At 72.0% G+C, this 12,864-nt stretch carries 7 protein-coding genes; 5 read left to right on the top strand and 2 right to left on the bottom strand.

Annotated elements, in window-relative coordinates; translation table 11 throughout:
- Window positions 1–22: 22 nt before the first annotated feature.
- The 4 genes from QF032_RS11895 (at window position 23) to QF032_RS11880 (ending at window position 9,400) form a co-directional block, all read left to right on the top strand.
- Complete coding sequence (locus QF032_RS11895; protein WP_307042181.1) at window positions 23–1,708, top strand: glycoside hydrolase family 13 protein; 1,686 nt, start codon at window positions 23–25, stop codon at window positions 1,706–1,708.
- 193 nt (window positions 1,709–1,901) lie between these two features.
- Complete coding sequence (locus QF032_RS11890; protein WP_307042178.1) at window positions 1,902–3,287, top strand: alpha-amylase; 1,386 nt, start codon at window positions 1,902–1,904, stop codon at window positions 3,285–3,287.
- Window positions 3,288–3,452: 165 nt separating this feature from the next.
- Window positions 3,453–8,867, top strand: coding sequence for a pullulanase-type alpha-1,6-glucosidase (gene pulA / locus QF032_RS11885; RefSeq protein WP_307055962.1), 5,415 nt, complete (start codon window positions 3,453–3,455; stop codon window positions 8,865–8,867).
- A 170-nt stretch (window positions 8,868–9,037) separates the two neighbouring features.
- The gene (locus tag QF032_RS11880) at window positions 9,038–9,400 is read left to right on the top strand and encodes a 5-carboxymethyl-2-hydroxymuconate Delta-isomerase (RefSeq protein WP_306952943.1); all 363 of its coding nucleotides are present in this window, start codon (window positions 9,038–9,040) and stop codon (window positions 9,398–9,400) included.
- An 84-nt stretch (window positions 9,401–9,484) separates the two neighbouring features.
- On the opposite strand, the gene QF032_RS11875 is transcribed toward QF032_RS11880, so the two are convergent.
- Window positions 9,485–10,174 (bottom strand): TetR/AcrR family transcriptional regulator, encoded by a 690-nt coding sequence (locus QF032_RS11875; RefSeq protein ID WP_307042175.1) that lies wholly within the window; start codon window positions 10,172–10,174, stop codon window positions 9,485–9,487.
- Window positions 10,175–10,273: 99 nt separating this feature from the next.
- Window positions 10,274–12,205 (bottom strand): hypothetical protein, encoded by a 1,932-nt coding sequence (locus QF032_RS11870; RefSeq protein WP_307055961.1) that lies wholly within the window; start codon window positions 12,203–12,205, stop codon window positions 10,274–10,276.
- 133 nt (window positions 12,206–12,338) lie between these two features.
- On the opposite strand from QF032_RS11870, the gene QF032_RS11865 reads away from it, so the two are divergent.
- Complete coding sequence (locus QF032_RS11865; protein ID WP_307042171.1) at window positions 12,339–12,767, top strand: hypothetical protein; 429 nt, start codon at window positions 12,339–12,341, stop codon at window positions 12,765–12,767.
- Window positions 12,768–12,864: the final 97 nt, after the last annotated feature.

The raw sequence follows: 12,864 nt of genomic DNA, 5'->3' as shown, positions 1-12,864 counted from the left end.
CCCCCATCGCCCCAAGGACGCCATGAGCCAGCAGCCCGCAGCCCCGGCCCCCGCCCCCACCTCGGCCGTCGCCACCGTCGCCCAGCGCCGCGACTGGTGGCGGGACGCGGTGATCTACCAGGTGTACCCGCGCAGCTTCGCCGACAGCGACGGCGACGGCATGGGCGACCTGGAAGGCGTACGCTCCCGTCTCCCGTACCTGCGCGACCTCGGTGTGGACGCCGTGTGGCTCAGCCCCTTCTACGCCTCGCCGCAGGCCGACGCCGGCTACGACGTCGCCGACTACCGTGCCGTCGACCCGATGTTCGGCAACCTGCTCGACGCCGACGCGCTCATCCGCGACGCCCGGGAACTGGGCCTGAGGATCATCGTCGACCTGGTCCCCAACCACTCCTCCGACCAGCACGAGTGGTTCAAGCGCGCGCTGGCGGACGGCCCCGGCTCACCCCTGCGGGACCGCTACCACTTCCGCCCCGGCAAGGGCGCCAGCGGCGAACTCCCGCCCAACGACTGGGAGTCCATCTTCGGCGGCCCGGCCTGGACGCGGGTGACCGAGCCGGACGGTTCGGCCGGCGAGTGGTACCTGCACCTCTTCGCCCCCCAGCAGCCCGACTTCAACTGGGAACACCCGGCGGTCGGCGACGAGTTCCGCTCGATCCTGCGCTTCTGGCTGGACATGGGCGTCGACGGCTTCCGCATCGACGTCGCCCACGGCCTGGTCAAGGCGGCCGGCCTGCCGGACCTCGGCTCCCACGAACAGCTCAAACTGCTGGGCAACGATGTCATGCCGTTCTTCGACCAGGACGGCGTCCACGAGATCTACCGCCAGTGGCGGCTCATCCTCGACGAGTACTCAGGTGAGCGCATCTTCGTCGCCGAGGCCTGGACCCCGACCGTCGAGCGCACCGCGAACTACGTCCGCCCCGACGAGCTGCACCAGGCGTTCAACTTCCAGTACCTGAGCACCGCGTGGGACGCGAAGGAGCTGCGTGAGGTCGTCGACCGCACGCTGGACGCGATGCGCCCGGTCGGCGCGCCCGCCACCTGGGTGCTGTCCAACCACGACGTCACCCGGCACGCCACCCGCTTCGCCAACCCGCCCGGCCTCGGCACCCAGATCCGCACGGCCGGCGACCGCGCGCTCGGTCTGCGCCGGGCCCGCGCGGCGACGCTGCTGATGCTGGCGCTCCCCGGCTCGGCGTACGTCTACCAGGGCGAGGAGCTCGGCCTGCCGGACGTCGTCGACCTGCCCGACGAGGTGCGCCAGGACCCGGCGTACTTCCGCGGCGCCGGCCAGGACGGCTTCCGCGACGGCTGCCGTGTTCCGATCCCGTGGACCCGCGAGGGCTCCTCCTACGGCTTCGGCGCCGGCGGCAGCTGGCTGCCCCAGCCGCCGCACTGGGGCGAGTTGAGCGTCGAGGCTCAGGACGGAGTGCCGGACTCCACGCTGGAGCTGTACCGCACGGCCCTCGCCGTCCGCCGCGCCCAGCCCGACCTGGGCGCCGGCGACTCGGTGGAGTGGCTGAAGGCCCCGGAGGGCGTACTGGCCTTCCGCCGCGGGGAGTTCGTGTGCGTGACGAACACCTCCGGCGAGTCGGTGCGCACCCCGGTCCACGGCCGCGTCCTGCTCGCCAGCGGCGAGGTCGCGGAGGCGGACGGCGAGGCCAAGCTCCCCGCGGACACCACCGTGTGGTGGACGACCGCCTGACCCACGGCGTCCTCACGCCCCCCGCCGGTCCGCCGGGCCCGCCGCTCCCCACGGAGCGGCGGGCCCGGCGTCATTCTTTCCGTTCCTTCACGTCGCCCCTCTGCCCTTTCCGGCCGGCGCTCCCTTAACATCACGCCACCGCAAGGTTTCTGAAAGATTGCAGCAAGAGCCTTCAACGACGAAGGAACCCCACATGACACCCAGCAGATCCCTTACGGGCGTCCTCGCCCTGGCCGCCGCCGCGGCCGTCGTCGTCCTCCCCGGCGCCCCCACCGCCTCCGCCGCCCCGCCCGGAGTCAAGGACGTCACCGCCGTCCTCTTCGAGTGGAACTTCGCCTCCGTCGCCAAGGAGTGCACCACCGCCCTCGGCCCCGCCGGCTACGGGTACGTGCAGGTCTCCCCGCCCGCCGAGCACATACAGGGCGCGCAGTGGTGGACGTCCTACCAGCCCGTCAGCTACAAGATCGCGGGCCGGCTGGGCGACCGCACGGCGTTCCAGAACATGGTGAACACCTGTCACGCGGCCGGTGTGAAGGTCGTGGTCGACGCCGTCGTCAACCACATGGCGGCCGGCGGCGGCACCGGGACCGGCGGGTCGTCGTACACGAAGTACGACTACCCCGGCCTGTACTCGTCCTACGACTTCGACGACTGCACCGCCCGGATCTCCGACTACACGAACCGCTGGAACGTCCAGCACTGCGAACTCGTCGGGCTCGCCGACCTGGACACGGGCGAGGAGTACGTCCGCAAGACCGTTGCCGGGTACCTCAACGACCTGCTCACCCTGGGCGTCGACGGCTTCCGCATCGACGCGGCCAAGCACATCGACACGTCCGACCTCGCCGCCGTCAAGTCGCGGCTGACCAAGCCGGGCGTGTACTGGAAGCAGGAGGTCATCCACGGCAGCGGCGAGGCCGTCCAGCCCACCGAGTACACCGGCAACGGGGACGTCCAGGAGTTCCGCTACGCCTACGACCTCAAGAGGGTCTTCACCAACGAGAACCTCGCCTACCTGAAGAACTACGGGGAGGGCTGGGGCTACATGAGCGGCTCGGTCGCCGGCGTCTTCGTCGACAACCACGACACCGAGCGCAACGGATCGACCCTGAACTACAAGGACGGCGCGAACTACACCCTCGCCAACGTCTTCATGCTCGCGTACCCGTACGGGGCCCCGGACGTGAACTCCGGCTACGAGTGGTCGGACGCGGACGCCGGCCCGCCCAACGGCGGCGCTGTCAACGCCTGTTGGCAGGACGGCTGGAAGTGCCAGCACGCCTGGCCGGAGATCTCCCGCATGGTGGCCTTCCGCAACGCCACGCGTGGCGAGCCGGTCGGCAACTGGTGGGACAACGGCGGCGACGCGATCGCCTTCGGTCGGGGCTCGAAGGGGTACGTGGCCGTCAACCACGAGAGCGGCTCGCTGAGCCGGACCTTCCGGACCGGGCTGCCCGCGGGCGCCTACTGCGACATCCAGAACAACACGACCGTCACCGTGAACTCCTCCGGGCAGTTCACCGCGACGCTGGGCGGCAACACGGCGCTGGCGCTCTACACGGGCAAATCCACCTGCTGAGGGAGCCGTTGGGAGCAAGGGTCGTGAAAGTTCTTTCTCGGTCTTTCATGACCCTTGCTGTAAAGCTTGCGTCGGCGATACGGTCGCGCGGACGCCCGGTGACGCAGCCGTCCCGGGCGCAGGGGTCGGACCCGACAGAGCCGCAGCCGCAAGGAGTTCCCGCCTGTGATACCGAGATGGCCCGCGCCCCGCACGCGCCGCACCGCCCACGCCGGACGGGTGGCCGCCGTCACCGTGGCAGCCCTGGCCGCCGCACTGGTCCAGCCGCTCGCCGCGCGAGCCGACGGTCCGCCCGCGCCGCCCTCCGACGCCAGGCTCGCCGCCGAGCCCGCCCGGCACGACGACACCCGTGAGCAGTTCTACTTCGTCATGCCGGACCGGTTCGCCGACGGCAGCACCGCCAACGACCGGGGCGGACTGACCGGCTCACGCCTGACCACCGGCTACGACCCCACCGACAAGGGCTTCTACCAGGGCGGCGACCTCCAGGGCCTGACCCGGCGCCTCGACTACATCAAGGGCCTCGGCACCACCGCGATCTGGATGGCCCCGATCTTCAAGAACCAGCCGGTGCAGGGGACGGGCAAGGACACCTCGGCCGGCTACCACGGGTACTGGATCACCGACTTCACCCAGGTCGACCCGCACTTCGGCAGCAACAAGGACCTCGAGACCCTCATCGACAAGGCCCACGCCAAGGGCATGAAGGTCTTCTTCGACGTCATCACCAACCACACCGCCGACGTCGTCGACCACCGGGAGAAGTCCTACGACTACCTCTCCAAGGGCGCGTTCCCGTACCTGACGAAGGACGGCCAACCGTTCGACGACGCCGACCACGCGGCCGGCGACGCGAAGTTCCCGGCGGTGGACGCCGCCTCCTTCCCGCGGACCCCGACGGTCCCCGCCGCGAAGAAGAACGCCAAGGTCCCGTCCTGGCTCAACGACCCGACGATGTACCACAACCGCGGCGACTCCACCTACGCCGGCGAGTCGACGACGTACGGTGACTTCTCCGGACTGGACGATCTGTGGACCGAACGGCCCGAGGTCGTCAGCGGGATGGAGAAGATCTACCAGCGGTGGGTGCGCGACTTCGACATCGACGGCTTCCGGATCGACACCGTCAAGCACGTGAACATGGAGTTCTGGACCCGGTGGGCGACGGCCCTGGACGCCTACGCGAAGAAGCAGGGCCGTGACGACTTCTTCATGTTCGGCGAGGTCTACTCCGCCGACACGTCGGTCACCTCGCCGTACGTCACCCGGGGCCGCCTCGACGCGACGCTCGACTTCCCCTTCCAGGAGGCGGCCCGCCAGTACGTCTCCCAGGGCGGCAGCGCGAAGAAGCTCGCGGCCGTGTTCGGCGACGACTACAAGTACACGACCGACAAGGCCAACGCGTACGAGCAGGTCACCTTCCTCGGCAACCACGACATGGGCCGCATCGGGTACTTCCTGCACCAGGACGACCCGAAGGCGACCGACGCCGAACTGCTGGCCAAGGACGGGCTCGCCAACGAGCTGATGTTCCTCAGCCGCGGCAACCCGGTCGTCTACTACGGCGACGAACAGGGCTTCACCGGCGCCGGCGGCGACAAGGACGCCCGCCAGACGATGTTCGCCTCCCGCACCGCCGACTACCTCGACGACGACGAGATCGGCACCGACCGCACCCACGCGAGCGACGCCTACGACACCCGCGCGCCGCTGTACCGCCGGATCGCCGCCCTGTCGAAGCTCCGCAAGGCTCACCCGGCCCTCGCGGACGGCGTCCAGACCGAGCGTTACGCGGCCGACGGCCCCGGCGTCTACGCCTTCTCCCGCAACGGCCTCGGCAAGGACACGACCGAGTACGTGGTCGCCTTCAACAACGCCGGCACCGCCGAGGAAGCCACGTTCGCCACCGGTTCCGCGAACACCGCGTTCCGCGGGATCTACGGCACCGGCAACGCGCTCACCGCCGGCGCCGACGGGAAGATCACGGTAACCGTTCCCGCAGGTTCGGCCGTCGTGTTCCAGGCCGCGCGCAAGCCGCACACCCCCGCGGCCAGGCCGACGCTCTCCCTGCACGTCCCCGCCGCGGGCGCCACCGGCACCGTCGAGCTGAGCGCCGACGTCGCGGGCGGACGGCTCGACCGGGTCGTCTTCGCCGCCCAGACCGGCAACGGCGGCTGGCGGACCCTCGGCTCCGCCGACCACGCCCCCTACAAGGTCACGCAGACCATCGGCGAGGACGTGCCGGCCGGCACCGCCCTGCGCTACAAGGCCGTCGTGATCGACTCCGCGGGCCGCACCGCGAGCGCGACGGCGACGAGCGTCACCGGCGCCCCGCCCGCCGAGAAGCCGCCCACCGCCTCTTCCCGTGACTACGCGATCGTCCACTACAAGCGCACCGACGGCGACTACGCCGACTGGGGTCTGTACGCCTGGGGCGACCTGGCCGACGGCGAGGCGACCACCTGGCCCGGCAGCCACCCCTTCACCGGACGGGACGCCTACGGCGCCTTCGCCTACGTCAAGCTCAAGCCGGGCGCCTCGAGCGTCGGCTTCCTCGTCATCGACAAGGACGGCGACAAGGACGTCTCCGCCGACCGCACGATCGACGTCACCGCGACCGGCGAGGTCTGGATCGAGCAGGGCTCGGCGGACGTCCGCACGGAGCGGCCCGCCTCTCCGGCACCGGACACCACCAAGGCCGTCCTGCACTACCACCGCGCCGACGGGAACTACGACGGCTGGGGTCTGCACACCTGGACGGGGGCCGCGAACCCCACCGAGTGGTCGAGCCCGCTGAAGCCCGCGCGGACCGACGCCTACGGCGCGGTCTTCGAGGTGCCGCTCGCCGCGAACGCCACCGGCCTCAGCTACATCCTGCACAAGGGCGACGAGAAGGACCTGCCCTCCGACCAGTCGCTGAACCTGACGAGCACCGGCCACGAGGTGTGGCTGCTGAACGGCCAGGAGACGTACCTGCTCCCGCAGCCCGCGGGATCGGCCGCCGCGCTCGACCTCACCACATCCAAGGCGGTCTGGGTCGACCGGAACACGGTCGCCTGGAACGGCTCGCCGGCCGCCGCCTCCACCCAGCTGCTGTACAGCGACAAGGGCGCGATCGCCGTCGCGGACGGCACACTGACCGGCGCGGCCAAGTGGCTCCGGCTGACGAAGACCGCTCTCACCGACGCCCAGAAGGCGAAGTTCCCGCATCTCGCGGCCTACACCGCATGGTCCGTCGACCCACGGGACCGCGGCCGGGTGCGCGAGGCGCTGACCGGCCAGGTCGTGGCCTCACAAAGGGCCGTGACCGGCGCGGTGCTGTCGGCCACGGGCGTGCAGATCGCCGGCGCGCTGGACGACCTGTACGCCGGGGCCACCGCCGCCCGGCTCGGGCCGACCTTCCACCACGGCCGTCCCACGCTGGCCGTCTGGGCCCCGACGGCCCGGCAGGTGTCCCTGGAGCTCGACGGCTCCGCGGTCAGGATGAAGCGGGACGACGCGACCGGCGTCTGGTCCGTGACCGGCCCCGCGTCGTGGAAGAACAAGTCCTACCGTTACGCCGTGACCGTGTGGGCGCCCGGCGCCGGCAAGGTCGTCGTCAACAAGGTCACCGACCCCTACTCGGTCGCCCTCACCACCGACTCCGAGCGCAGTCTCGTCGTCGACCTCGACGACCGGTCGCTGGCCCCGGGCGGCTGGTCGACGCTCGCCAAGCCGAAGGCCGTCCCGTTGAAGGACGCCCAGATCCAGGAGCTGCACGTCCGGGACTTCTCCGTCGCGGACACCACCGTCCCCGTGCGGGACCGGGGCGGCTACCTGGCCTTCACCGACCGCGGCAGCGACGGCTCGGAGCACCTGCGGGAGCTGGCGGCGGCGGGCACGTCGTACGTCCATCTGCTGCCCGTCTTCGACATCGCCACCATCGCCGAGAAGAAGGCCGACCAGTCCGCCCCCGCCTGCGATCCGGCCTCCTACCCGGCGGCCTCCGAGAAACAGCAGGAATGTGTTTCCGCCGTGGCCGCCAAGGACGCCTACAACTGGGGCTACGACCCGTACCACTACACCGTCCCCGAGGGCTCCTACGCCACCGACCCGGACGGGACGGCCCGGACCGTCGAGTTCCGCAGGATGGTGAAAGCGCTCAACGAGGACGGCCTCCGGGTCGTCATGGACGTCGTCTACAACCACACGGCGGCGAGCGGACAGGCCCGCACCAGCGTCCTCGACCGGATCGTGCCCGGCTACTACCAGCGACTGCTCGCCGACGGGTCGGTCGCCACGAGCACCTGCTGCGCGGGCACGGCGGCCGAGAACGCCATGATGGGCAAGCTGGTCGTCGACTCCGTCGTCACCTGGGCCAAGGAGTACAAGGTCGACGGCTTCCGCTTCGACCTCATGGGTCACCATCCGAAGGCCAACATCCTCGCCGTGCGCACGGCGCTGGACGCGCTGACCCCGGCCAAGGACGGCGTGGACGGGAAGAAGATCATCCTCTACGGCGAGGGCTGGAACTTCGGCGAGGTCGCCGACGACGCCCGCTTCGTGCAGGCCACGCAGCGGAACATGGCGGGAACCGGTGTCGCGACGTTCTCCGATCGCGCGCGGGACGCCGTCCGCGGCGGCGGGCCGTTCGACGAGGACCCCGGCGTGCAGGGCTTCGCCTCGGGTCTCTACACCGACCCCAACTCCTCCCAGTCCAACGGCACCTCCGCCGAGCAGCGGACGCGACTGCTGCACTACCAGGACCTCATCAAGGTCGGGCTGTCCGGCAACCTGGCCGCGTACCGCTTCCACGACGCCGACGGCAAGGAGGTCACCGGCGCCGAGGTCGACTACAACGGGGCCCCGGCCGGCTACGCCGACGCACCCGGCGACGCCCTCGCCTACGCCGACGCGCACGACAACGAGTCGCTGTTCGACGCCCTCGCCTACAAGCTGCCGGCCGGCACCTCCGCCGCCGACCGCTCCCGTATGCAGGTCCTCGCCATGGCGACCGCAGCCCTCTCCCAGGGCCCGGCACTGTCCCAGGCCGGCACCGACCTGCTGCGCTCGAAGTCCCTGGACCGCAACTCCTTCGACAGCGGCGACTGGTTCAACGCGATCCACTGGGACTGCGCGGCCGGCAACGGCTTCGGCCGCGGACTGCCGCCGGCCGCCGACAACGCGTCCAAGTGGCCCTACGCCAAGCCCCTGCTGACCTCGGTCGACGTGGGCTGCCCGCAGATCACGGCGGCCTCCGCCGCCTACCGGGACCTGCTGCGGATCCGCACCACGGAGAAGGCGTTCTCCCTCGGGACGGCCGCCCAGGTACAGGCGCACCTGTCCTTCCCGCTGTCCGGCGAGAAGCAGACGCCCGGAGTGATCACCATGGAGCTCGGCGACCTGGTCGTCGTCTTCAACGCGACGCCCACCGCGCAGCAGCAGACGGTCGGCGCGCTCGCCGGCGCGGGATACCGGCTGCACCCGGTGCAGGCGGCGGGCGCGGACGCCACCGTGCGGGCCTCGTCGTACGACAGGGCGTCCGGCACCTTCGCCGTACCGGCCCGGACGGTGGCGGTGTTCGCCAGGACGACGCGCTGACGGACCCCGAGAGGCATGACCCCGGTGGAGCAGACCGAAGCCCCGGCCCGGTCTGCTCCACCGGCGCGTCCAACGCGTCCGATGCCTCTGGCGCGTCCGCGGGCGACGTGAGCCGGTGAACCTTCCCGGCCGGCACTAGGGTGATCCCGAGACTTAGAACAGGAGTGCCCATGCCGCAGATCACCGTCGACTACTCGAGCACCATGGACCCGGCCTTCGACCGCGCCGGCTTCGCGCGGGCCCTGCACGCCTCGGTGGTCGAGATCGCCGCCGCCAAGCCGGAGGCCTGCAAGACCCTGTTCCGGCCGGCCGAGTTCACGGCGTTCGGCTACGACGACCCCGAGGAGCGGGGGCACGCGGTCGTGCACGTCACGCTGGGGCTGCTCGCCGGCCGTACCGACGAGACGAAGACGAAGCTGACCGAGACCGTGCTGGAACTGCTGCGCGCGCATGTGGCGGACGGCGGCTTCGTGCTGCACGCCTCCGCCGAGGTGCGCGACCTCGACCCGTCGTACCGCAAGTACGAGAGCTGACGCGCAGGCCGGATGGCCGGATGGTCGGAGGGTCAGGGCCCGGGGAGTGCGGAGGGCCTGGGGGCCCCGGGGGTCAGGGACGCCTCAGGAGGCGAGGGCGATGAGCCGGGCGGTCAGGTCGCCGAACGGGCCGTCGGCCGGCTCGCCGCCCAGCACGGGCCGCAGCAGCGTGCGCAGCTCGTCGTCGAAGGCGGCACTGACGGCGGTGAGTGCCGCGAAGTCGTGCACGAGCTGGACCTCCAGCTCCTCGCGCGGGATGCGCCGCCCGTCCAGCCAGATCAGCGCGGTCGACTCGGCGAGCGAGATCCAGGAGCGGACGACCAGTTCCAGCCGCGGCGGCGGATCGGTCACGTCCAGATGCGACAGGATCTGCTCGTAGGCGATCTGGCGGACGGAGTCGACGAGAGCGTTCGTGGTCGACGAGCCGACCGCCGGACCGCCGCGCATCAGGGCCGAGAAGCCGGGACCGTGCGCGTCGACGAAGTCGAAGAACCGGTGCATCACGCGCAGCAGCCGGGCGCCGAGCGGCCCTTCGTGCGGCTCGGTGAACCGTGCCGCCAGATCTTCCGAGGCCCGCTTCAACGCGGCCTCGTACAGGCTGAGTTTGCCGGGGAAGTAGTGGTAGACGAGAGGCCGGGAGATGCCCGCGGCCGCGGCTATCTCGTCGATGGAGACATCGTCGGGCGAGCGCTGGGCGAACAGGTCGAGGGCGACGCCGATCAGCTGCTGCCGACGCTCCTCGACGCCCATTCTGCGACGGACCCCGGTAGTCATGCGGACACCTTACCGATCGAATTCGGACTCCAACCGACCGGATCCGTGCACGCGTTCCCCTTGGTCCCTCAATCCCTCACACGCGCGGTGCGGCGTGGCTCAGCGCAGTCCGCTGATCGTGCGCCCGTTCTCGAGCCTGCCCTCCAGGCCGGCCTGAGCGCCCTGCTTCGCGGGGGCCGTCAGCAGATGCCCGCGCCCGGACCCCCTCACCCCGCCCGTCGCCCGGATGGACGCCGTCTGCCGGTCGCCGGCCGCGAGCAGGTACCAGTGGTCGCCCTTCGACTTCCACAGCACCCCGGCCAGCACGTGCGGATCGCGCGGCCCGCACGCCGGCACGTCCCCGGCCTTCGCCACCGCCGCCCCGAAGATGCCGCCCGGGGTGTGGAACTGCGCCAGCACCCTGCTCCCGTCACCGCGCCAGGTCTCGGCCCGGGTGCACACCCAGGACGCCGATCCGCTCGCGTCCGGCAGCGGCTGCCGGGTGTACGCCCACGCGTTGACCGTCCGCACGCCCTGACCGCGCGCGTCGGCCAGCGAGCAGGCGAAGGGGGCCCAGGTCCGCAGAGCCTGTGCGCCGGTCGCCTCCCGGGGCGCGGCCGGGCGGCCGGCGGTCAGCCGGGCGGGGACGAGTTCGGCGAGGTCGCTGTAGAGGTGGGTGCCCTGGGCGTCGGTCAACAGGAGGACGTTCCACGTCGTGCAGACCCCGGCCCGGGCGGCCGGGCTGGCCAGCGGCGAGGTGATCCCGTCGGTCAGGGTCAGATCCATCACCCCGGCGCCCGGCTTCGTCAGATCCCGCTCGCCGGCCTTCGTGACCCAGGGGGCCGTCAGATAGCGGACATTGCCGTCGGCCCGGCCCAGCACCAGCGCGCCCGCGTCGGCGCCGGACGCGCCGTCGGCCCGGGCGAAGTCGAGGGCCGCCCCGGCGGCGCCGTCCTTCGGCTCGGCGTAGCGGGCGATGCGCAGCCCGTCGTAGAAGATGACCACGCGCGCGTTGTCGACCTCGCCCGCGTAGAGGAGCTGCGGCGGTCCTGCCGGGCCGCCGGAGGGGGTGTCCGGGGTGGACGAGACCTGGACGGTCCCGCCGGGCCGGGCCCAGACGGCGAGCGCGCGGCGCAGCAGGGCGTCGTCGCCGGTGAGGGGACCGCGCGCGGGCCACACCGAGAAGTCGGTGCGGGGAGAGGTCTTCCAGGCGGCGGGGGAGATCTTCACCAGCCGCCCGGGGTCGAGGGCGGCCTCGGCGGCCGGATTCCGCGCGTAGGCCGGGGCGGCCGCGCCGTCGGGTCCCCAGCCGTCGCCGGGCAGTGCGACCAGGGCGCCGCACACGGCGAGCGCGGCCACGGCGGCGAGGACCGCCCTGCCGTGCTGGCGGCGGCGCATCAGGTCGGTGGGCCGGGCCTGCAGCGCGCAGGGGTCGAACTCGGGGGAGCCGAGCAGCGGGTACTGGGCGGCCGGGACCTCGGCGGCCTCGCGCAGGGCCGCCGTCACATCGGCTCCGTGGACGCCGGACCCGGTCAGCACCTCGCGGACGTCGCCGTCGGGCAGCCTCTCCAGCCCGCGCAGGGCGCAGGCGGCGCGGGCCGGCCCGGACAGGTCGGCGAGCCGCTGGTCGAGGGCGAGCTCGTCGGCGCCTCCGGAGCGGGGGAAGAGGCGCAGGCCCCACACCTGGGGGAGCAGCGGCGGCAGTTGCGCGCGCTTGGGCCACGCCAGCAGCCTCGTCGGCGCCCCCGCCTCCAGCGCGGCACGGACCACCTGGAGCCGGACGTAGGCGTACCCCGGGTCGCCGTCGCGGCCGGCGGACTGGGCGGGGATGACGGGAGCCGAGGCGCGGCGTCGCGGCAGGGCGCGCTGGACGAGGGCGTGGGCGGTCAGGACGCGCCGGCCGCGGCGGAGCGTGGGCGGCAGCACCAGGTAGGCGAGCCGGACGAGACGCGGATAGTGCTCGACGAGGGCGGCCTCGGCCTGCTCGACGTCGACGGTCCGGCCGACGGAGGACCGGGGTGCGGGGCGGGGGGCGACATCTCGTGACTGCACGTCCACCAGAACGAGCGGGCCGGGGGATGGTCACTCCTGTGGAGCAACGGCCGAGGACGGGACGCACCGGGTATTTTGAGCGCGCCGGGCACGGGAGCCGTATCCAGGGCGAGGCTCTTGCAGGGAGGAACAGATGAAGGTGACCCGACCGATGCTCGCCGCGGCGGCCGCGGCGGCGGCGCTGCTGCTGGCGGGATGCGCGTCCGGCGACAAGGAGGCCGCCGTTCCGACGACGGCGACCGGCAGCCTGGAGCACATCGCCGCTGAGGTGAAGTGCACCCCGGACATGCAGACCGACGCGGACGAGATCCGCCAGGCCGTCTGCAAGAACGCCGACGGCAAGTTCATCCTGGCGACCTTCGCCACCGACCGCGGCCAGCGCGAGTGGATCAACTCGGCGAAGGACTACGGCGGTCACTACCTCGTCGGCCGCAAGTGGGTGGCCGTCGGGGAGACCAGCACGGTGACGGCGCTGCGCACCACGCTCGGCGGCGACATCGAGGAGGGCACCGACCACGGCGCGCACAAGGAGTCCGGCGGCGCCACCCACTCCAGCCACTGAGGCACCCCGCGCAGCGGCGCGAGGCGGGGCGGGGGGGAACGCGGAGCACGAGGCGTAGGGACCGCGGACGAACGGCATGTGAAAACCGGCGGTGGGA

Source organism: Streptomyces achromogenes, assembly GCF_030816715.1.
GTDB classification, from domain to species: Bacteria; Actinomycetota; Actinomycetes; order Streptomycetales; family Streptomycetaceae; genus Streptomyces; species Streptomyces achromogenes_A.
This window is presented reverse-complemented; position numbering and strand designations above follow the sequence as displayed.